Below are 21,671 nucleotides of genomic sequence, written 5' to 3'. Positions count from 1 at the left end.
TTCCGTGCCCAAGCTGATCCTAGTGCGCCACGGCCAGAGCCAGTGGAACCTCGAGAACCGCTTCACCGGATGGTGGGACGTCGATCTCACTGAAAAAGGCGTCGAGGAAGCGAAGGAGGCGGGCCGCCTCATGCGCGAAAAGGGCGTCCTGCCCACCATCGCCTTCACCAGCCTCCAGACCCGCGCCATCAAGACGCTGCATCTTGCGCTTGAAGAGGCCGGGCGGCTGTGGATCCCCGAAATCAAGGACTGGCGCCTCAACGAGCGGCATTATGGCGGCCTCACCGGGCTCGACAAGCAGGCCATGCGCGACAAGCACGGGGACGAGAAGGTCCATGTCTGGCGCCGCAGCTTCGACGTGCCGCCGCCCGAAATGGAGCCGGGCAGCGAGTTCGATCCGGGTGCGGACGAACGCTATGCCGAGATCGACGTGCCCTATACGGAGAGCCTGAAACTCACCATCGAAAGGGTGCTGCCCTATTGGGAAAGCGACATCCTGCCGGTCCTCGCACGCGGCGAGACGGTCATCATTTCCGCGCATGGCAATTCGCTGCGCGCGCTGGTCAAGCACCTGTCGAACATCTCGGACGACGACATCACCGGACTCGAAATTCCCACCGGCCAGCCGATCGTCTATGATTTCGACGACACAATGGTGCCGGGCGAACGCTATTACCTGAAGGACAGCTGATGGGCGCGCAGACGGGGGGCAGGGTCGCGATCGTGATGGGCAGCCAGTCCGACTGGCCGACCATGAAATGCGCCGCCGAGGTGCTGGAAGAACTCGAAGTCGCGCACGAGGCGCGGATTGTCTCGGCGCATCGCACGCCCGACCGGATGAGCGCCTTCGCCAAGGGCGCAGAGGGCGAAGGTTTCGACGTCATCATCGCGGGCGCGGGCGGCGCGGCGCACCTTCCCGGCATGATCGCCAGCATGACGCATCTCCCGGTCCTCGGCGTGCCGGTCCAGTCGCGCGCGCTCAATGGCATGGACAGCCTGCTCTCCATCGCCCAGATGCCCGCCGGCGTGCCCGTGGGAACGCTCGCCATCGGCGAGGCCGGGGCGACCAATGCCGGCCTGATGGCCGCCGCGATCCTCGCGCTTTCGGACGAGGGCCTGTCCGAACGCCTGCAGGACTGGCGCGCCGCGCGCAGCGCCGCCGTGGGCGAGGTGCCGCAGGACTGATGGCGGATCGCTCGCCCCTCCCCCCCGGATCGACCATCGGCATTTTCGGCGGTGGTCAGCTTGGCCGGATGCTGGCCATGTCGGCGCTCCAATTGGGCTATCGCTGCATCGGCTACGCGCCTGCAGGCGACAATGTCGCGGCCGAGGCCTGCGCCGATTTCTTCGAGAACCACTGGGCCGACCGCGAGGCTCTCGCGGCCTTCGCAGCGAAGTGCGATGTCGTGACCTGGGAATTCGAGAACGTGCTCGTAAGCGCGGTCGCGGCGATCCCGGCGGAGCGGCTCGCCTCCGCGCCGCGCGCGCTCGAAGTCGCGCAGGACCGGCTCAATGAAAAACGCTTCGTCGAGGACCTCGGCGGGCGCGCTGCGCCGCATATGCGGGTGGAGAGCGACGAGGATTTCGCCCAGGCGATCGAGCGGATCGGGACGCCCGGCATCCTCAAGACCGTTCGCGACGGCTATGACGGCAAGGGCCAGTGGCGCGTGCGAGACTGGCAAGAGGCGCAGGGCGTGCGGTTTCCCGGGCGGCGCTGCATCTATGAAGGCCTCGTCGATTTCGAGGCCGAATTTTCGGTCATCCTCGTGCGGGGCAGCGGCGGCCAGATCCGTTTCTGGGATTCGACCGCCAACACCCACGAAGGCGGGATGCTGGTGCAATCGGTCCTGCCTGCGGGCGATCTGATCGTGGAACAGGTCGGCGCCGCGCGCGAGCTGGCGGGCAAGGTGGCGGACGCCCTCTCCTATGTCGGCGTGATGACGCTCGAATTCTTCGCCACGAAGGACGGCCCGGTCTTCAACGAAATGGCCCCCCGGGTCCACAATTCGGGCCACTGGACGATCGAGGGCGCGGCCACCAGCCAGTTCGAGAACCATGTCCGCGCGATCTGCGGCCTGCCGCTGGGCGAGACCGCGACGCGCTTTGCGACCATCGACATGCGCAACATCGTCGGCGAACAGGCGCTCACGGCGCACGCGATCCTCTCCGAGGAGGGCGAGCCGCATCTCCACCTCTACGGCAAGCGCGAGGTGCGCGAGGGACGCAAGATGGGCCATGTCACGCGGGTGGGTGCGCGTCTCAAGTGAGCGTTCCGGTGGTCCTGATCTATGCCCGCGCCGAAAACGGTGCGATCGGAAAGGATGGCGGCCTGCCCTGGCACCTCCCGGCCGATCTCAAGCGTTTCAAGGCGCTGACGATGGGGCCGGGCGGTGGTGGTCGCCCCATGATCATGGGGCGCAAGACTTTCGAAAGCCTGCCGGGCCTGCTGCCCGGACGTCGCCATATCGTTCTCACCCGGCGCGAGCGCTGGAACAGCGAAGGCGCCGAGATCGCACTTTCGGTCGAGGACGCGCTGGCGCTCGCCCGGCGCGACGATCCGGACGCGATCGCGGTGATCGGCGGGGCGGCGATCTACGACGTCTTCATGGACGTGGCCGACCGGATCGAGCTGACCCAGATCCACGCCGAATTCGACGGCGACACCTTCATGTCCGCTCCCGGCGCGGGTTGGGAAGTGGTCCACCGCGAAGAGCATCCGCCAGAAGGGGGCCTTCCCGCATACTCCTTCCTGACCTATGAGCGCGCCGAAAGGGGCACATCCTGATGCGCTGGCTCGATCACCGCGATCCCATTCCCGCAACCCTGCGCGGTGCCGTCATCGCGCTCGGCAATTTCGACGGTTTCCATCGCGGCCACCAGGCGGTCGCGGGCGAGGCGATCGACTGGGCGCACGCGGAAGGCCGCCCCTCGATCATCGCCACCTTCGACCCGCACCCGGTGCGCTTCTTCAAGCCCGACGTGCCGCCCTTTCGCCTGACCACGCTCGAACAACGCCAGGAGCTCTATCTTGCCGCGGGGGCGACCGCGATGCTGGTGTTCCATTTCGACGCCGATCTCGCCGGGACCAGCGCCGAGGATTTCATCCGCACCATACTGATCGACCGGCTCGGCGCGCACGGGGTTGTGACGGGAAGCGACTTCACCTTCGGCAAGGGCGCAAAAGGCAATGTCGACCTGCTGAAGACGATGGGCGGCGCTCTCGGCCTTGAATCGTGCGTGGTCGAAGCGGTCGAGAAGGACGGCATCGTCTCTTCGAGCCGCATCCGCGAGGCGCTGCGGGATGGCGACCCGCAGCTTGCCGCCGATCTGCTCACCAGGCCTTTCGCCATAAGGGGCGTGGTCGAGCATGGCGACAAGCGCGGGCGCACGATCGGCTATCCCACCGCAAACATCGCGATCGACGAATATCTTCGTCCGAAATACGGGATCTATGCCGTGACCGGCCGCATCCTCCAGACCGGCGAAGTGCTCAAGGGTGCGGCCAATATCGGCATCCGCCCGCAATTCGAGCCGCCCAAGGAATTGCTCGAGCCCTATTTCTTCGACTTCGCGGGCGATCTCTACGGGCAGGAGATCGAAGTCGCCTTCCACCACTTTTTGCGCGGAGAGGCGAAATTCGATTCGCTCGATGGACTCATTGCGCAGATGGAACGCGACTGTGCCGAGGCGAAAAGGCTGCTCGCATGAAGCGCCCCTTGCTGTGGGGAGGTTTCGCGATTGCGCTCCTGTTCCTCGGCCTCACCATCCTCAATGCAAGCTGGCTCGCGCCCTATCCGGCGGGCGCGCCGAAACAGGTCGCGCAAGGCGCGCTTTCGCCGCTCAGCGTGGCGCAGCCTGGCGAGGAATGTGCCTCTGCGCGGATCGAGCCGCCCTATCACCGCCACCTCGCCAACACGAAGGAAAGCGTGCTGCGCGCGGCGAAGATGGGCGCGTGGCTGGTCGAGGTCGATGCGCGGCTGGCGGCCGGGGGCGAGGTCGTGCTCTTTTCCGATGCGCGGCTCGATTGCCTGACCGACGGGCGCGGGCCGGTGCGCGAGGCGTCGCTGGCCCGATTGCGCGCGCTCGATGCGGGGCACGGCTACAGCGCGGACGGCGAGAGCTACCCCTTTCGCGGACGCGGGGCGAAGATCGAGACGCTGAGCGAAGTCGCGCGCGCCATGCCTCGGCGGGGGCGGCTGGTGGTGCATCTGGCGAGCGACAATCCCGCGCTGGTCGAAGGCGTCGCCGCCGCCTATCGCAGGTCCGGGCGCGATCCGGTGCAAGCGCAGGATGCGTTCTACGGCCCGGCCGAGGCCATCGCCGCGATCCGCAAGCGCTATCCTGATGTCTGGGCCTTCAACCCCGATGCGGCGAGGCAATGCACGGCCGATTATGTCGCGCAAGGTTGGTCGGGCTTCCTTCCCGAAAGCTGCAAGGGCCGCACCATGCTGATCGCGCTCGACGAACAGGCGCTGCTGTGGGGCTGGCCCAATCGCCTGATCGCCCGCATGGGCGCATCGGGCGGGCGGATCGTGATCGAGGGACCGCAAGCCAGCGCGGCGGGTCCGATCGCGGGCGTGACCCTGCCCGAACAGCTCACCGAAATCCCTGCGAGCTTCAACGGCTATATCTGGTCGGGCGACGCCTTCACGACGCTCCCGGCGCTCATCACCCGCTTCGATGATCGCACGCAGGAAGAGATCGACGCATCGCAAGCCGCGCTCGAACGCCGCCGCGCCGTTCAATGAGGGTTCCCCGCGGGCGCGCGATGCACTAACGGGGCGGCCTTATGTCTGACCAAAAGCGCGACCTGAAAGACACGGTCTTCCTGCCGAAGACCGATTTTCCCATGAAAGCCGGCCTTCCGCAGAAGGAACCGGGCATCCAGGCGCGCTGGGCGGAAATCGACCTCTACGCGAAACTGCGCGAGGCGCGGCGGGGGCGCGAGAAATTCATCCTCCATGACGGCCCTCCTTACGCCAATGGCGAGATGCATATCGGGCACGCGCTGAACCATATCCTGAAGGACATGGTGGTCCGCTCGCAGAGCCTGATGGGCAAGGACGCGCCCTATGTCCCCGGTTGGGACTGCCACGGCCTGCCGATCGAATGGAAGGTCGAGGAGCAGTACCGCAAGAAGAAGCTCAACAAGGACGACGTGCCGCGCGCGGAATTCCGCGCCGAATGCCGCGCCTATGCGCAGCACTGGGTCGACGTGCAGCGCGGGCAGCTGAAGCGGCTTGGCCTCTTGGGCGACTGGGACAATCCCTACCTCACGATGGATTACGAGGCCGAAGGGACGATCGTCGCCGAGCTGATGAAGTTCGCGGAAGCCGGAAACCTCTATCGCGGCGCGAAGCCGGTGATGTGGTCGCCGGTCGAAAAGACCGCGCTGGCCGAGGCGGAGGTCGAATACGAGGACATCACGAGCACGCAGATCGACGTGGCCTTCGAGATCGTCGAGAGCCCGATCGAAGAACTGATCGGCGCGCACGCGGTTATCTGGACGACGACGCCGTGGACGATCCCGGTGAACCAGGCTTTGGCCTATGGGCCGGACATCGAATATTTTGCGGTCCGCGGGCATCCATCCGGCAAAATCCTCCTCATTGCGCAAGCCGGCGACCTCCCTGACCAGATTTTCATGCGCCTGATCGGCGAGCATTTGCCCGCTGGCATGTCGATTGTATGGGCTGGGAAAGGCTCCGACCTAGCCGGAACCAAGGTCCGCCACCCCATGCACCATCTCGGCGGGTTCTACGCCACGCCGCGCCCCATGCTCCCCGGCGATTTCGTCACCACCGATAGCGGCACCGGCCTCGTCCACATGGCGCCCGACCATGGCGAGGACGATTTTGAGCTGTGCAAGACCGCCGACATCCATCCGGTCTTCGCGGTGATGGGCGACGGGCGCTATCGCGACGACTGGCCGTGGCTTGGCGCGGGCGACCTCGATGACGAGGGCGAGGAACGCCGCCGCGCGGTCATCAATCCCAAGTTCAGCGCGCCCGACGGCCCGATCTGTTCGGACCTGCGCGCAGTGGGCGCGCTGCTTTCAGCCAGTGCCGATTACGAACACTCCTATCCCCATTCGTGGCGCTCCAAGGCCAAGGTGATCTACCGCGCCACCGCTCAATGGTTCGTGCCGATGGACACGCAATTGGAAGGCGGCGGCACGCTCCGCTCCCGCGCGCTTGCCGAGATTGAGCGGGTCGAGTTCACCCCGAAGCGCGGCAGCCGCCGGATTGGTTCGATGGTCGAAGGGCGGCCCGACTGGGTGCTCTCGCGCCAGCGCGCATGGGGCGTGCCGATCACGCTCTTCGTCCGGCCCGACGGGACCTATCTGCAGGACGCGCAAGTCAACGCCCGCGTCATCGCCGCGATCAGGGCCGAGGGCGTCGATGCGTGGGAGGAAAGCCGCAAGGCCGAATTTCTCGGGGATGCACACGATCCCGACGAATTCGAGATGGTCACCGACATTCTCGATGTCTGGTTCGATTCGGGCTGCACCCACGCCTTCGTCCTCGAAAGCGGCAAGTGGCCGGTCCTCCAATGGCCCGCGAACCTCTATCTCGAAGGGTCCGACCAGCACCGCGGCTGGTTCCAGTCGAGCCTGCTTGAAAGCTGCGCGACCCGCGGGCGCGCGCCCTACGACCAGATCCTCACCCACGGCTTCACCATGGATGCCAAGGGCATGAAGATGTCGAAGAGCCTCGGCAACACGGTCAATCCGTTGAAGCTGATGGAGCAATACGGCGCGGACATCATCCGGCTGTGGGCTCTGAGCGTCGATTTCACCGCCGATCACCGCATCGGGGATGAAATCCTCAAAGGCGTCGGCGACCAGTATCGGCGGCTTCGCAACACCTTCCGCTACCTGCTCGGCGCGCTCGACGGGTGGGTCGGCGATTTCAGCGACATGGGCGAAATCCCCGAGCTCGAGGTCTACGTGCTCTCGCTCCTGTCCGAACTCGACGACAAGCTGCGCGCCGCGGCGCTGGAATACGATTTCAACGCCTACACCCGCCTGCTGGTCGATTTCTGCAACGAGGACCTCAGCGCGTTCTTCTTCGATATCCGCAAGGACACGCTCTATTGCGACGGGCCGGACAGCGACGCGCGCAACGCCTATCGCACCGTGCTCGACCTGCTGTTCCACGCGCTGGTGCGCTATGCCGCACCGGTGCTGGTCCACACGGCGGAGGAGGTCTGGCTGACCCGCTATCCCGAAGACGGCGAACAGGGCGGAAGCGTCCACCTGCTCGAATGGCCGAGCGTGCCGAAGGTCGCGGCGGACCGCGACAAATGGGAACGCCTGCGCGCCCTTCGGGAGCGCGTGACCGAGGCGATCGAGCCATTGCGGCGTGAAAAGACGATCCGTTCCTCGAACGAGGCCGCGGTCACCGTCCCCGCTTCGGCCGTGCCCGAAGGCGTCAGCGACGAACAGCTCGCCGAACTGTTCATCAGCGCGACAGTGACCCGCGGGCAGGGCGACGAGGTGAGTGTGACCCGTTCCAGCGACAACAAGTGCGGCCGATGCTGGCGCCTGCTGCCCGACGTGCCCGAGGACGGCGCGCTGTGCGGACGGTGCGAAAGCGTGGTCGCACAGCTCGACGAGGCGGCGGCGTGAGCCAGGCCACGACGCGCAACCGGCTGATCGGGCTGGGCATCGCCGCTTTCATCGCGGCGGTGGACCAGGCGGTGAAATGGCTCGTCGTCGGACCGCTTGAACTCAGGCAGGTGCGGCATATCGACCTGCTGCCGTTCTTCGACCTTACCTATACCGAGAACCGGGGCGTCTCGCTCGGCATGCTGCAGGCGACGAACATGGAGATGCGCTGGCTGCTGGTCCTGCTCACGGCGGGAATCGCGCTGGTCGTCTTCGTGTGGATGATGCGCGAAAGGAAGCTCGCCGACATCGCCGCATTGGCGCTGATCCTCGGCGGTGCGATCGGCAATATCGTCGATCGCTGGGACCTTGGCTATGTCATCGATTACGCCGACTTCCATATCGGCACCTTCCGCCCCTTCCTCATCTTCAACATCGCCGACGCCGCGATCACGATCGGCGTCGTCATAATCCTTGCCCGCAGCCTGCTGGTGCGCGAAAAGGACGACAACAGCGAGAAACCGCGCCCGTTCGAGGCGGGCGAGACGGAGCAATGACCATGCGTATCCTGAAAACCGCGATCCTGCTCGGCTCGGCCAGCGCCATGCTCGCCGCGTGCGGCGGCGGCGGGCTGTTCAACCGCGACCGACCCGACGAATTCGCCGTGCAGCGCCAGGCGCCGCTGGTGGTGCCGCCCGATTTCACGCTCACCCCGCCCGAACCCGGCGCCCCGCGCCCGGCCGAAGGCACGGCGAGCGAACAGGCGCTCGAAGCCCTGTTCGGCGGCCCGGCCCCGCGCAGCGAGATCGAGAGCACCGCGCTAAACCGCGCCGGAAGCGCCGCGCCGAGCATCCGTTCGCAGGCGGGCGACGAAAAGACCAACACCGTCGCCAAGGGCCGCGTGACCCGCGATATCATCGCCGCTCCCGAGGGCGACGGTCAGAACGCGCAGACGTTGATTCCGGGCTGATCCCGCGTGCCCGTCCGGGGCGCTCGTTCTTGGGGCCCGCCTTCCGGTCCAATCCCTCGATACTTCTGATGCTGGTTACGAGTCCTCGCGTTCCTCGACCCGGCTGACCAGCAGCTTGTCGATGCGGCGATTGTCCATGTCGACAACTTCGAAACGCCAGCCCTGGTCGGTGAAGGCCTCGCCCTCGACCGGCAGCTTCTTGAGCACCGACAGGACATAGCCCGCAGCGGTCCCGAATTCGCGGTCCTCTCCATATTCGAGGCCGAGCCGGTCGGCGAGCGCGTCCGCCGAAAGCGCGCCCGACACCAGCAGCGAGCCATCCGAGCGTTCCACCACCTGCGGGCTGTCTCCCTCGTCCCGATCGCTCGCGAAATCGCCCGCGATCGCGGTGAGGAGGTCGACGGGTGTCACAACGCCTTCGAAATGGCCGTATTCGTCGTGCACCAGCGCAAGCGCGATATCCGCCGATTGCAGGACCCTCAATGCATCCATCGCGTCGAGCTGATCGGGCACGACTTCGGCCCGGCGGATCATCTCGCGGATCGAGACCTTTTCTCCCTCGACCATCCGGGCCAAAACCTCGCGCACCTTGACGAGGCCGAGGATCGCATCGGGCGAGCCTTCGGCGACCGGCAGGACCGAATGCGGGCTGTCGGCGATGACGGCGCGGATCTGCGCGCGGTCGGCATCGGCGTCGATCCAGTCGACTTCGGTGCGCGGCGTCATCATTTCGCGCACGGGCCGTTCGGCCAGCCGCACGACACCGGTGAGGATCTGGTGCTGCTCGACCTCGATCACGCCCGAACGCGTCGCCTCGGCGAGGATCATGCGCAATTCGTCCGAAGTCACCGACGACTGCCCCTTTGAAGTGATACCGAAAAGGGCGATCACCGCTGCCGACGACTTGTCGAGCACCCACACGAGCGGGGCGCCAATGCGCGAGAGCCAGTCCATCGGCCTCGCCATGACGAGCGAGATCGGGACCGCCGCGCGCAGGGCGAGCTGCTTGGGAACGAGTTCGCCGACGACCACGGTGAAATAGGTCGTCAGCGCGATCACCAGGGTGAAGCCCAGTTCCTCCGCGATATCGGCCGGCACTCCCAGAAAGGCGAGCCGCTCGGCCACCGGCAGGCCGAGGCTCGCGCCCGAATAGGCGCCTGCGAGGATTCCGATCAGGGTGATCCCGATCTGCACGGTCGAGAGGAACTTGCCCGGATCGGCCGCCAGCGCGATCGCGATGCCGGCGCTGGTAGAGCCCTCGTCGCGGCGGGCCTTGAGCGTGGATGTCCTGGCCGAGACGATCGCGAGTTCGGACATCGCGAAGACGCCATTGAGCACGATCAGCCCGGCGATGATCAGAAGGTCTGGCCAGGGAAAGGGTGTCACGCCGCAAGCGCTAGCACAATTGCCGGGCCATGCCAGTGGCCAAAAGCGCGCCCTTGCGGCGAAAGCGCTGTCATCGTGGATAATCCACGTCTATCCTGGCCGCGCTCGACCGGTCGGCGCTGCCATCGGGAGCGCAAATGGGGGAAGCCATGCGGAACAGGGGCCGGTTCCGAGGCTTGATAGGGAAGGACATGCCGCGCGAACTACGCGGCATGCCAGCAAGTGGAGGATAATAATGAAAGTATCACGCATCCTTTTGTCGGGCACCGCCGCCCTCGCTCTCATCGGGACGAGCGGCTGCGTCACCGATCCCAATACCGGCGAACGCAAGGCCTCGCGCACTGCAATCGGGGCGGGGATCGGCGGCACGCTCGGTTACCTCCTCGGCGGAGCCATCGGCGGCGACGCGGCGCGCATCATCGGCGCGGGCATCGGCGGCTCGGCCGGCGCGGTGATCGGCAAGCAATATGACGACCAGATCCGCGAACTCGACGAACTGACCGAAGGCACCGGTGTCGAGGTCGAGGAAGTCGGCGACCAGGAGGCGATCCTGCTGCGCATGCCAGACGGCGTGACCTTCGCGACCGGTTCGGCCCAGATCAATCCGGGCTTCTACGACACGCTGAACGCGGTCGCACAGAACCTCGTCAACTATCCCAACAGCCTTATCGACGTGTACGGCTTCACCGACACGACTGGCTCGGATGCGCTCAATCAGCGCCTCTCCGAACAGCGCGCACAGGCAGTCGCCGATTACCTCGCCGCGCGGGGCGTCGCGCGCAGCCGTCTTGCGACACAGGGTTATGGCGAGCAATACGACTACCTGCGGGTCAAGACCGCCGACGGCGTGGCCGAACCGCTCAATCGCCGGGTCGAGATCAAGATCATCCCGATTTCGCAGGACGACGTGAACGCCGCGCGCGGGAACTGACGCGTTTGCATTGGGGGCGCATCCGCGCCCCCACATCCTCGCTCGTGCGATCTGAAGGTCGCATCGCTGCGAGCGGCCGCCTAGCCTTGCGAGCCGCCCTGAGGGGCGGCCCGATTATCGTGCCGGATGGTCGGCATATCGACGATATCAGCGTAGCTGCTCTGCCCGCTTGGCAAGATGCTTCACTGCCGCTTCGTGAATCCCCGGCGCACACACGAGCACTCCGAAATCGCGCGGGTCATGCTTGTTGTAATCGAGCGGGCGGCCAAAGGCATCGCTGACCTGCGCCCCGGCCTCGCGCGCGATCAGGGTCGCGGCGGCGACGTCCCATTCGAAGCCCCAGCGCAGGGTCGCGACGAGGTCCGCACGGTCATCGGCCACCATCGCGATCCGCAGCGCGATCGAATTGGGCTTCTCGACCGCGACCAGCATCGAATCCTCGGCCTGAAGGTGATCGGCGGGAACGCGCGCGCCCTCGAAATCCTTGCGGGCGCTGGCGGTCAACGGCGCGTCGTTGAGCGTTGCCCCCTGCCCCGCGACCGCGCACCATTCCTCTCTCCGCGCAGGGGCGACCAGCATTCCGATAAGCGGGCGGCCCGAGCTTACCAGCGCCACCGAGACCGCCCAGCCGCTACGCCCGCGCACGAAATCGCGCGTCCCGTCGATCGGATCGACTTCCCAGATCAGACCGCTGCGGGTGCGCCGTTTGTCGTCGGCGGTCTCTTCCGAAAGCCACGCCGCGGAAGGAAGCAGGCGCAGCAATTCGCGCTTGAGGAAACGGTCTACCTCCAGATCCGCCTCGCTCACCGGATTGCCGGGCGACTTGTCCCAGCTCGACAGGGCATGGCCCGCGCCCGGCCAGCGGGCATGGGCGATCCGGCCCGCCTCGCGGACGATCTGTGTGAAACGGGCCTTGTCTATCACGTCGGTGTTCTTCGGGCGGAGTGTTCTGCGGGGGGCATGTCGACGATCAGGCTTGGCCGCGCGAGAGAGACTTTTCAAGCGCCCCGATCCATGCTTAGGCCCCGCGCAACCTCCCCGGCGACACGAACAAGGGATCGAAAGCTGATGAACGTCCACGAATACCAGGCCAAGGAACTCCTCAAAGCCCATGGCATCGCCGTGCCAGAGGGGCACGCCGCGCTCAGCGTCGAGGAAGCGGTGGCTGCGGCGAAGAAGCTGCCCGGGCCACTTTACGTGGTGAAGGCGCAGATCCATGCCGGCGGCCGCGGCAAGGGCAAGTTCAAGGAACTGCCCGAGGACGCCAAGGGCGGCGTTCGCCTCGCCAAGAGCCTTGAGGAAGTCGAGAGCCACGCGCGCGAAATGCTCGGCAACACGCTCGTCACTGTCCAGACCGGCGCGGAAGGCAAGCAGGTCAATCGCCTCTACGTCACCGACGGGGTCGACATCGCCAAGGAATATTATTTCTCGCTGCTGGTCGACCGCGCGAGCGGGCGCGTCGCGATGGTCGCCTCAACCGAAGGCGGGATGGACATCGAGGCGGTCGCGCATGACACGCCGGAAAAGATCACCACGATCACGATCGATCCCGCGCAGGGCTTCATGCCCCACCATGCGCGTGCTCTCGCCTTCGGGCTCAAGCTGGAAGGCGATCTCAACAAGCAGGCGCAACGCCTCGCCAAGCAGCTTTACGACGCCTTCATGGCGACCGACGCCGCGATGCTCGAGATCAACCCGCTGGTCGAAACCGAAGACGACAAGCTGACCGTGCTCGACGCCAAGATGAGCTTCGATTCGAACGCGCTGTTCCGTCACAAGGACATCGCGGAAATGCGCGACGAGACCGAGGAGGACCCTAGCGAGGTCGAGGCGAGCGAATACGACCTCGCCTACATCAAATTGGACGGGAACATCGGCTGCATGGTGAACGGCGCCGGGCTCGCCATGGCGACGATGGACATCATCAAGCTGAACGGTGCCTTCCCGGCGAACTTCCTCGACGTGGGCGGCGGCGCGACGACCGAGAAGGTGACGGCCGCCTTCAAGATCATCCTCAAGGACCCGGCGGTCGAGGGCATCCTCGTCAACATCTTCGGCGGCATCATGAAGTGCGACGTGATCGCGAACGGCATAGTGCAGGCGGCCAAGGACGTGAACCTGCAGGTCCCGCTGGTGGTCCGGCTCGAAGGCACCAATGTCGAGGCCGGCAAGGAAATCCTCGACAATTCGGGCCTCGCCATCGTCAGCGCCGACGATCTTGGCGATGCGGCGCGCAAGATCGTCGCCGAGGTAAAGCAGGCGGCGTGATTGGTCTGGGTCCGCCCATCCGGGCGGGCCTCCTCGGTGCTGTTCCTCCGCTGCGCTGCGGGCACCTGCGGACGGGCGGTCGCCCTTGCGGTCGCGGGTGCGCCCGGGGAACAACTATCCGGCGCGGTCCGGTTCGATCGGCTCGTAATGGAAGACCAGTTCTCCGCCGGACTGCATCCGCACCGCCGCGACCAGACCCTCGCCCGGCTTTTCGGGATCCGCGCAGCGCAGCGTCAAGCCGTGGAAATAGGCCGCGCAGGGTTCGATCTCGGCGAGGCGGAAGGTGACCATGTCATCCTTTTCCTCCCACCCGGTGAGGTCGGCGTTGAAATGCTTGAGCCGGAGTACGAGCGAGCCTTCCTCCTCGATCAGGTGCAGGTGCTCGGTGAAGCGAACCTCGCCGTCCTCGCCCTGCTGGACGAAGATGCCGACCATGGTTCGCCCTGCCGCCGGCAGCCAGCTTTCGAGTGCGGGCGCGCCGCCGATCCCGGCCCCCTTCCACTGACCGATCAGCCACTCCACCTGTTCGAGCGCTGCCCGGGCCGGCTGCGCGCCTTCCTCCGCCAGCCGCGTTTCCATCGGCTCCTCGGCCTTCGCCGTTCCGACCATAGACAGCGCAGCGAGCGCCGCCAGCCAAACCGTCTTCACCATCGCCATCCTCCCCTCGCCGCGCCATTGCGACGCGCGGCCATGATAGCTGCACGAATCACCGCTTCCCACGCAAAATCGGCACTTGACCTCGCAATGGCCGAGCGCAAGGACATGACCCGCTGATGCCGGTGCGCCCGCGTTCCGGAACAAGTAGCGCTGCTTGACGTTTACGTAAACGCTAGCTAGGGCGCGCCGCGAGAGTTTCGCCATGCACCGCAGGGCTGCATCCCTGCGGTGAGGGCCAAAGGGAAAGGAAACGCACATGAAGATCCTCGTCCCCGTCAAACGGGTGATCGATTACAACGTGAAGCCGCGGGTCAAGCCCGATGGCTCGGGCGTCGACCTCGCCAACGTCAAGATGAGCATGAACCCCTTCGACGAAATCGCCGTCGAGGAAGCGATCCGCCTGAAAGAGGCCGGCAAGGCCGAGGAAGTCGTCGCCGTCTCGATCGGCCCGGGCAAGGCGCAGGAAACGCTCCGCACCGCGCTCGCCATGGGCGCCGACCGCGCGATCCTCGTCGAGACCGATGAAGAGGTCGAACCGCTCGCCGTGGCCAAGATCCTCAAGGCGATCGCCGAGGAGGAGCAGCCCGGTCTGATCATGCTCGGCAAGCAGTCGATCAGCGACGATTCGAACCAGACTGGTCAGATGCTCGCCGCCCTTATGGGCCGTCCGCAGGGCACCTTCGCCAACACGGTCGAAGTCGATGGCGATGCCGTCACCGTCAAGCGCGAGATCGACGGCGGTCTGGAAACGGTCAAGCTGACCATGCCCGCGATCGTCACCACCGACTTGCGCCTGAACGAGCCGCGTTACGCTTCGCTGCCCAACATCATGAAGGCGAAGAAGAAGCCGCTCGACACCAAGACGCCGGCCGATTTCGGCGTCGACATCGCGCCGCGTCTCACCACGACCAACGTCGCCGAGCCGCCCGTGCGGCAGGCCGGTGAAAAGGTCGAGGACGTCGCCGCGCTGGTCGATAAGATCAAGGCGCTCGGCATCGCCTGAGCGGGCCTGCAAGCGCTAGAAAGGAAGAGACAGATGAACACTCTGGTTCTGGTCGAACACGACAATTCCACCGTCAATGACGCGACCCTCGCGGTCGTCACCGCGGCATCCAAGCTGGGCGAAGTCCATGCGCTGGTCGCGGGCAAGGATTGCGGTGCGGTCGCCGAGGCCGCGGCCAAGATCGCGGGCGTCGCCAAGGTGCTGAAGGCCGACGATGCCGCCTACGAACACGGCCTTGCCGAAAACGTGGCCCCGCTCGCGGCATCGGTGATGGAAGGCTATGACGCATTCCTCGCCCCGGCGACCACCTCGGGCAAGAACATCGCCCCGCGCGTTGCGGCGCATCTCGACGTGATGCAGATTTCCGACATCCTGTCGGTCGAAGGCGACAAGACCTTCACCCGGCCGATCTATGCCGGCAACGCCATCGCGACCGTCCAGTCCGGCGATCCCAAGCTGGTGATCACTGTGCGCGGCACGGCCTTCGAAAAGGCCGCGACCGAAGGCGGCTCGGCCTCGATCGAGGACGTGAGCGGTCCGGGCGATGCGGGCCTGTCGACCTTCGTCAACCGCGAGATCGCCAAGAGCGACCGCCCCGAACTGACCAGCGCCAAGGTCATCGTCTCGGGCGGCCGTGCGCTGAAGGATTCGGAGACCTTCGAACAGATCATCACCCCGCTCGCCGACAAGCTCGGCGCCGCCATCGGCGCGAGCCGCGCGGCGGTCGATGCGGGCTATGTCCCCAACGATTACCAAGTCGGCCAGACCGGCAAGATCGTGGCTCCCGAAGTCTACATCGCGATCGGCATTTCCGGCGCGATCCAGCACTTGGCGGGGATGAAGGATTCCAAGGTCATCATCGCGATCAACAAGGACGAGGACGCACCGATCTTCCAGGTCGCCGATATCGGCCTCGTCGCGGACCTCTACAATGCGGTGCCAGAGCTAACGAGCGAGCTCTAAGCCGTTCATCGCAAGCGACTTTATTTCGCAACGCGCCTCCGGCAGGTTACCAGCCTGCCGGAGGTTTTTTATGCGTGACACCTATGCCCTTCTCGTCCTGACTGCATCGCTAGCTTCCGCGCCGGCGGGTGCCGAGGTCGTCGACATCGCGCCCAGCTCGGCTTGGAATGTCGATTTCGCCGATGACAAGTGCCGCCTGGCGCGCTTGTTCGGTGAGGGGGAGAACCGGCATCTCGTGTTCTTTGAGCAGTATTGGCCCAGCGAAGGCTTCGGCCTCACTGTCGCCGGACCCTCGTTCGACCGGTTCCGGAGTCGCCGGCGCACCGAGCTTTCCTTCTTCGACGGTCAGGACCCCCAGCGCACCGAGCCCTTTACCGGCAAGGTGGCCGGTTTCGGGCCGGGAGTGATCTATTCGTCGGCGGCACTGGCACCCGCGGACGAAGTTTCTGACGAACAAGGTGATGATCGGACCACGCGGTTGTCCCAACTCGACCCCGGGCTGGCCTCCAAGGTCGCATATGTCGGGATCAAGCAGCGCGGTGACGAAATCCGTCTTCTGACCGGTCCGCTCGATGAGGCGTTCGAGGTGCTCAACCAATGCACAGCGGGACTTGTCGCCGAATGGGGGCTGGATTTCGAACGTCAGCGCAGCGCCAGCCGGATGCCCGAATGGGCGAATATGGCAGCGGTCGTGCGCCGAATTCAGAAGGATTATCCGAGAACTGCGCTCAATCGCGGCGAACAGGGCCTGATGCGGATGCGGGTGATCGTCAGCCCCGAGGGTCTTGTCGAGGAGTGCACGATCATCAAGGCCACGGACACCGAAAAACTCGAGTCACCGGCCTGCGATGCGATGCAGGATGCAAAGTTCACGCCGGCGCTTGATGCTGCAGGGCAGCCCATGCGCTCGTACTATGTGACGAGGATCACCTACCAGATCTGACAGCGATCAGGACGACGCTGCTCACATGAACCCCGTGATGAAGTGCAGCGTCATTCCCACCAAGCCGCCCACCAGCGTGCCGTTGATGCGAATGAACTGGAGGTCGCGCCCTACCGCGCCTTCGACCCGGCCCGTGATCGTGGTCGCGTCCCAGCGCTTCACCGTGTCCGACACCAGCGTCACGATCTGCGAGCCGTAGCGCGTCGCGACGCCCACCATCGTACGCCGGGCAAACCGGTTGATCTGGACCTGCAGCCGCTCGTCCTGCTTCAGAGCATTCCCCAGGTCCGCTAGAGTGCTGCGCATTTCCGCCCCCATTGCGCTCTCGCTTTCGCGCGCGCGGCGGATCAGCGAGCGGCGCAGGCGCTCCCACACGCCCATCCACCATTCCGCGACCGCGGGGTTTTCGAGCAGTTCGCGCTTCAGCTCCTCCACCCGCTCGCGCGTTTCGGGATCGTGCTGGAGATCCTGCGCGAGCTTCTGCAAGCCCTCCTCGACCTTGTGGCGCAGCGGGTGGTCGGGATCGACCAGCACTTCGGCCAATAGCTTGTAGAGCCCGTCGAGCACGGGGCCGGATACCTTGTCCTCGAGCCCGATCCAGCGGACAATGCGATAGGTGCGTTCGTGAATGATCGCGCGGATCGTCTCCTCGTTGTCCTCCAGCGTCAGGCCCGCCCAGCGGATCAGCCCGTCGATCAAGGGCTGGTGACGCTTGTCGGCCATCATGCTCTCGATCATCCGCCCGGCGAGCGGCGAGATCTCGATCTTCGAAATTTGCGCCGCAAGCCCGCTCCTCACCTGATTGCCGAGCCGGTCGGGATCGAGCGATTCGAGCACTTCCGCGATCAGCTCCGCCGCGCCCGCGGTGATGCGCGAGCGCGCGTCCTCGCCGCCGCGTGTCGGACTGGCAACGAGGAAATCCCCGATCGCGCGCGCGACATTCATGCCCGACATGCGCCGGGCGACGACTGCGGGGGTGAGGAAATTCTCGCGCAGGAACGCCGCCATGGTCTCGGCGATGCGGTCCTTGTTCTGCGGGATGATCGCGGTGTGCGGGATTGGCAGGCCGAGCGGGTGGCGGAACAGCGCGGTCACCGCGAACCAGTCGGCGAGCCCACCCACCATCGCCGCTTCGGCGAAGGCGTTGACGTAACCCCAGGCCGGATGGGTGCCGACGAAGCCATGCGTGGTGAAGAAGATCACCGCCATTGCCGCCAGCATCCCGGTCGCGGTCCAGCGCATGCGCCGCGCGCGATCGGGTGTCAGCGGGGCGCCGCCATAGGGATAGGAACCAGGGCTAATGCTCGCCATGATTGCCCTGATAGCCGCACGAGGCGGCCTGCGTCACGCCCCGCCCGGTCACTCGGCAGGTTCGGTCCCCGGCGGGAGCTTTCGGGCCGGGATTGGCGCACCGCCCGGGATCGGTGCATCGGGGCGCGGTCCTGCCGGTCGCGGCACGCCGCCCTGCCCGCCCGTCTCGGGCGGAATGGGTTTGCCGTCGTCGCCCGGGCGATAGGTCAGCATCCGCTCGCGCAGCCACGGGCCGACCCGCTTCTCGAAACCGTCGGCGAGGCTGAAGCCTGCAGGCACGATAAGCAGGGTGAGCAGGGTCGACAGCAGCAGGCCGCCGATCACCACGATCCCCATCGGCTGGCGCCACGCACCGTCGCCCGACAGCGAAAGCGCGACCGGGACCATGCCCGCGGTCATGGCCACCGTCGTCATGACGATCGGCTGGGCGCGCTTGTGCCCGGCTTCCATGATTGCCTCGAGCTTGGAAGTGCCGCGGTCCATTTCCTCGATCGCGAAGTCGATCAGCAGGATCGAGTTCTTCGACACGATGCCGAGCAACAGGAGGATGCCGATATAGACCGGCATCGAGTTCGGCATGCCGATCAGCCAGATCAGAAGCACTCCACCGAGCGGCGCAAGCGCAAGGGAGGTCATGTTAACGAGCGGGCTCATCAGCCGCTTGTAGAGCAGGACCAGCACCGCGAAGACCAGCAGCACGCCCGCGGTCACCGCGATGATAAGATTCTGGATCAGTTCGGCCTGCCATTCCTCCTCGCCCACGACATCGCGGATGACGCCGGTGGGCAGGTTGCTCAGGATCGGCAGGGCATCGACCTGCTGCTGCGCCTCGCCCTTCAGCACGCCGCTCGCGAGGTCCGCACCGATGAGCACGCGTCGGCTCTGGTTGTAACGCTGGATGGTGGTCGGGCCGGAGCCGAACTCGATCGTCGCCACCCGGCCCAGCGGGACCGACCCGCCGCCCGCGGTCTGAACCGGCAGGTTGCGAATGGTGGTGAGATCGCCCCGCGCCTTTTCGCTGAGGCGCACGGTGATCGGAATCTGGCGATCGGAAAGCGAGAACCGAGCCGCGTTCTGTTCGATTTCGCCGAGCGTCGCGATGCGGATCGTCTGGGACAGCGCGGCCGTGGTCACACCCAGATCGGCGGCGATCTTCTCGCGCGGAGTGATGATGATCTCGGGCCGGTTGAGATCGGCCGCGATGCGCGGTGCGACGAGCGAATCGAGACCCTTCATCTGCTCGACCAGTTCGAGCGCGGTTTCCTCGAGCAATTCGGGGTCCGACCCGGCCAGCATCACGGTCAGGTCGCGGCCCGAGCCGAAGCCCGCGCTTTGCGACTGGAAACGCACGCGCGCATCGGGGATCTGCGCAAGGACGGGAGCGAGCTCACGCTCGAATTCGATCGAGGTGCGTTCGCGGTCGTCCTTGAGCTGCACGAATATCGAGGAGCTCTGGCCCTGCCGGATGCGCTGGAGCTGACGTTCCACTTCGGGTTCTTCGGACAGCCGTTCGGCGACCGAATTCACGATCCGCTTCGTTTCCTCAAGCGTCGTGCCCGGCACGGTCTCGATCTCGACGCGGGAATTCTCATCGTCGATGGTCGGCTGGAACTGGCCCGGGATCTGCCCGAACAGCAGGACCGTCACGAGCAGCGAGAACCAGCCCACGCCCAGCATCCAGACGCGGTGATCATAGAAACGGGCGGTGAGGTATCGCACCCCGCCGCCGAAGCGTCCGCCGGAATTGGCGGCCAGCTCGATCAGCTTGAAGACCGCCCACCCGGCGAGGAAGGCAGCGAGCGAGGTCACGAGGACGATGACGACTTCGAAGGTCTTCGAGACGATGTGGAAGAACGTGCCGTAGGGATCGCTCGACACCGCGCCCGCGATCTGGCCCGGCACTTCCAGCGCGGCGAGCCAGCCGAACACGGTGAACATGGCAAAGCCGGTCACCGCGAGCAGCAGCACAACCGTCAGCAGCAGCATGATCATGTAGACCCAGCGCGCGCGAGGCGGCTCGACCCCGGCGCGGCGCGTGGCCATCTTGCCGCTGTCGAGCGTCCAGCCCAGCACAGCCATGTAGCGGTCCATCCACACGCCTTCGCCGTGCGCGCCCATGCCTTGCGCCTTGAGGAAATAGGCCGCCATGAGCGGCGTCACCATGCGCGCGACGGCGAGCGACATCAGCACCGCGACGACGACCGTCAGGCCGAAATTCTGGAAGAACTGACCCGAAACGCCGGGCATCAGGCCGACGGGCAGGAATACCGCGACGATGCAGAAAGAGGTCGCGACCACCGGCAGGCCGATTTCGTCGGCCGCATCGATCGACGCCTGGTAGGCCGATTTGCCCATGCGCATGTGGCGCACGATGTTCTCGATCTCGACGATCGCGTCGTCGACGAGTACGCCCGCCACCAGCGCGAGCGCAAGCAGCGAGAGGAAGTTGAGGTTGAAGCCCAGGAGATCCATGAACCAGAAGGTCGGGATCGCCGAAAGCGGGATCGCCACCGCCGAGATGAAGGTCGCGCGCCAGTCGCGCAGGAACAGGAACACGACCACGACCGCGAGCAGCGCGCCTTCGACCAGCGCCCACATGGAGGATGTGTACTGATCGCGGGTGTAATTCGTGCTGGTGCCGAGCGGGATGAACTCGATTCCCTCAATCTCCTGCTCCATCAATTCCATTTCCGCCATCGCCGCGTCGTAGACCGCAAGGTCGGAGGAACCGCGCGCACGGTTCATCAGGAAGTTGACGACTTCCTTGCCGTTGACTTCGCTGACCGAGGTGCGCTCGGAATAGCCGTCGCGTACGGTGGCGACGTCGGCAAGCCGCACGGTGCGTCCGCCGCCGAGCTGCAGCTGGCGCTGCGAAAGCTCGAAGGCGGTATCCGCATTGCCGAGAACGCGCAGCGACTGGCGCGTCCCGCCGAGTTCGGTCAGGCCGCCCGCCGCATCGAGATTGGTCTGGCGCAGCACGTTGTTGATCTGCGAGGCGGTGACCCCGAACGACTGCATCTTGGCAGGCTCGAGGATCACCTCGATCTCCCGGTCGACCCCGCCGAAGCGTTCGACCTCGGCCATGCCGTCGATCTTGAGCAGGCGTTTCGACACGGTGTCGTCGATGAACCAGCTCAGCTCCTCGATCGTCATGTCGTCGGCTTCGACCGCGAAATAGCCGATCGGCTCGCCCACCACTTGGACCTTCTGGATGCGCGGTTCGAGGATGCCGTCCGGCAGCTGCCCGCGGACCGAATCGATCGCGGTCGTCACTTCGCTGACAGCCTCGATCAGGTCGGTCCCGATCTCGAACTCGACGAAAGTCATCGAGGAGCCTTCGCTCGCACTGGACTGGATCGAATTGACCCCGTTGATCGAACGCACCGCGGCCTCGACCCGCTGCGTGATCTGGTTCTCGATCTCGACCGGCGAGGCGCCCGGCTGGGCGATATTGACCATTACCGCAGGGAAATCGACGTCGGGATTGTTCGTCACGTCCATCCGCATGAAGCTGACGATCCCGGCGATCAGCAGCGCGGTGAACAGCACCAGCGGGATCACCGGGTTGCGGATCGACCATGCGGAAATGTTGCGGAGGCTCATTTATAAATCACTCGTCTGTTGGCGCCG

General features: G+C 65.7%; 19 protein-coding genes. 14 read left to right on the top strand and 5 right to left on the bottom strand.

Features of this window, described 5'->3' with window-relative positions; all coding sequences use genetic code 11:
* Positions 1-4: 4 nt before the first annotated feature.
* Genes gpmA through Ga0102493_RS00530 form a run of 9 tightly spaced genes read left to right on the top strand, consistent with a single transcriptional unit; the run spans position 5 to position 8,579 of the window.
* Positions 5-691 carry a 2,3-diphosphoglycerate-dependent phosphoglycerate mutase gene (gene gpmA / locus Ga0102493_RS00570; RefSeq protein ID WP_034905872.1) on the top strand — a complete coding sequence of 229 codons (687 nt, stop codon included), beginning with the start codon at positions 5-7 and terminating at the stop codon, positions 689-691.
* The gene (gene purE / locus Ga0102493_RS00565; protein WP_034905874.1) at positions 691-1,185 is read left to right on the top strand and encodes a 5-(carboxyamino)imidazole ribonucleotide mutase; all 495 of its coding nucleotides are present in this window, start codon (positions 691-693) and stop codon (positions 1,183-1,185) included. Before gpmA ends, purE begins: the two co-directional genes overlap by 1 nt.
* Entirely contained in the window at positions 1,185-2,267 is a 1,083-nt protein-coding gene (locus tag Ga0102493_RS00560; protein WP_034905876.1) for a 5-(carboxyamino)imidazole ribonucleotide synthase, read from the top strand. Before purE ends, Ga0102493_RS00560 begins: the two co-directional genes overlap by 1 nt.
* Entirely contained in the window at positions 2,264-2,785 is a 522-nt protein-coding gene (locus Ga0102493_RS00555) for a dihydrofolate reductase (protein WP_034905877.1), read from the top strand. The genes Ga0102493_RS00560 and Ga0102493_RS00555 overlap by 4 nt, the downstream gene beginning before the upstream one ends.
* Positions 2,785-3,708, top strand: coding sequence for a bifunctional riboflavin kinase/FAD synthetase (locus Ga0102493_RS00550; RefSeq protein WP_034905879.1), 924 nt, complete (start codon positions 2,785-2,787; stop codon positions 3,706-3,708). The genes Ga0102493_RS00555 and Ga0102493_RS00550 overlap by 1 nt, the downstream gene beginning before the upstream one ends.
* Complete coding sequence (locus Ga0102493_RS00545) at positions 3,705-4,748, top strand: glycerophosphodiester phosphodiesterase family protein (protein ID WP_034905881.1); 1,044 nt, start codon at positions 3,705-3,707, stop codon at positions 4,746-4,748. Before Ga0102493_RS00550 ends, Ga0102493_RS00545 begins: the two co-directional genes overlap by 4 nt.
* Positions 4,749-4,789: 41 nt before the next feature.
* Entirely contained in the window at positions 4,790-7,630 is a 2,841-nt protein-coding gene (ileS, locus tag Ga0102493_RS00540; protein WP_034905882.1) for an isoleucine--tRNA ligase, read from the top strand.
* Complete coding sequence (gene lspA / locus Ga0102493_RS00535; RefSeq protein ID WP_034905885.1) at positions 7,627-8,166, top strand: signal peptidase II; 540 nt, start codon at positions 7,627-7,629, stop codon at positions 8,164-8,166. The genes ileS and lspA overlap by 4 nt, the downstream gene beginning before the upstream one ends.
* Positions 8,167-8,168: 2 nt before the next feature.
* Entirely contained in the window at positions 8,169-8,579 is a 411-nt protein-coding gene (locus Ga0102493_RS00530; protein WP_034905886.1) for a DUF3035 domain-containing protein, read from the top strand.
* Positions 8,580-8,654: 75 nt separating this feature from the next.
* On the opposite strand, the gene Ga0102493_RS00525 is transcribed toward Ga0102493_RS00530, so the two are convergent.
* Positions 8,655-9,965 (bottom strand): hemolysin family protein, encoded by a 1,311-nt coding sequence (locus tag Ga0102493_RS00525; protein ID WP_034905887.1) that lies wholly within the window; start codon positions 9,963-9,965, stop codon positions 8,655-8,657.
* A gap of 235 nt (positions 9,966-10,200) precedes the next feature.
* Between Ga0102493_RS00525 and Ga0102493_RS00520 the strand changes: the two genes are divergently transcribed.
* The gene (locus tag Ga0102493_RS00520) at positions 10,201-10,896 is read left to right on the top strand and encodes a YiaD family glycine zipper/OmpA-like lipoprotein (RefSeq protein ID WP_034905888.1); all 696 of its coding nucleotides are present in this window, start codon (positions 10,201-10,203) and stop codon (positions 10,894-10,896) included.
* A 147-nt stretch (positions 10,897-11,043) separates the two neighbouring features.
* On the opposite strand, the gene Ga0102493_RS00515 is transcribed toward Ga0102493_RS00520, so the two are convergent.
* Complete coding sequence (locus Ga0102493_RS00515; RefSeq protein WP_034905889.1) at positions 11,044-11,820, bottom strand: 3'(2'),5'-bisphosphate nucleotidase CysQ; 777 nt, start codon at positions 11,818-11,820, stop codon at positions 11,044-11,046.
* Between the two features lie 144 nt (positions 11,821-11,964).
* Here Ga0102493_RS00515 and sucC point away from each other — a divergent pair, with 144 nt between their 5' ends.
* The gene (gene sucC / locus Ga0102493_RS00510; protein WP_034905891.1) at positions 11,965-13,164 is read left to right on the top strand and encodes an ADP-forming succinate--CoA ligase subunit beta; all 1,200 of its coding nucleotides are present in this window, start codon (positions 11,965-11,967) and stop codon (positions 13,162-13,164) included.
* A gap of 114 nt (positions 13,165-13,278) precedes the next feature.
* On the opposite strand, the gene Ga0102493_RS00505 is transcribed toward sucC, so the two are convergent.
* The gene (locus Ga0102493_RS00505) at positions 13,279-13,815 is read right to left on the bottom strand and encodes a DUF6265 family protein (RefSeq protein WP_174544525.1); all 537 of its coding nucleotides are present in this window, start codon (positions 13,813-13,815) and stop codon (positions 13,279-13,281) included.
* Between the two features lie 262 nt (positions 13,816-14,077).
* Between Ga0102493_RS00505 and Ga0102493_RS00500 the strand changes: the two genes are divergently transcribed.
* From Ga0102493_RS00500 to Ga0102493_RS00490, 3 genes are all read left to right on the top strand, one after another.
* Entirely contained in the window at positions 14,078-14,824 is a 747-nt protein-coding gene (locus Ga0102493_RS00500) for an electron transfer flavoprotein subunit beta/FixA family protein (RefSeq protein ID WP_034905896.1), read from the top strand.
* Between the two features lie 33 nt (positions 14,825-14,857).
* Positions 14,858-15,787 (top strand): electron transfer flavoprotein subunit alpha/FixB family protein, encoded by a 930-nt coding sequence (locus Ga0102493_RS00495; RefSeq protein ID WP_034905897.1) that lies wholly within the window; start codon positions 14,858-14,860, stop codon positions 15,785-15,787.
* A 70-nt stretch (positions 15,788-15,857) separates the two neighbouring features.
* The gene (locus tag Ga0102493_RS00490) at positions 15,858-16,730 is read left to right on the top strand and encodes an energy transducer TonB (protein WP_051698358.1); all 873 of its coding nucleotides are present in this window, start codon (positions 15,858-15,860) and stop codon (positions 16,728-16,730) included.
* 21 nt (positions 16,731-16,751) lie between these two features.
* Here the strand turns inward: Ga0102493_RS00490 and Ga0102493_RS00485 are convergent, their stop codons facing one another.
* On the bottom strand, positions 16,752-18,041 hold the full coding sequence (locus Ga0102493_RS00485) for a DUF445 domain-containing protein (protein ID WP_081845753.1): 1,290 nt from the start codon (positions 18,039-18,041) through the stop codon (positions 16,752-16,754).
* A gap of 48 nt (positions 18,042-18,089) precedes the next feature.
* Positions 18,090-21,644, bottom strand: coding sequence for an efflux RND transporter permease subunit (locus Ga0102493_RS00480; RefSeq protein ID WP_034905900.1), 3,555 nt, complete (start codon positions 21,642-21,644; stop codon positions 18,090-18,092).
* Positions 21,645-21,671 lie beyond the last annotated feature (27 nt).

The sequence above is a fragment of the Erythrobacter litoralis genome (assembly GCF_001719165.1).
Lineage (GTDB): Bacteria > Pseudomonadota > Alphaproteobacteria > Sphingomonadales > Sphingomonadaceae > Erythrobacter > Erythrobacter litoralis.
The sequence above is the reverse complement of the archived record's forward strand: the minus strand, read 5'-3'. Positions and strand labels throughout refer to the sequence as shown.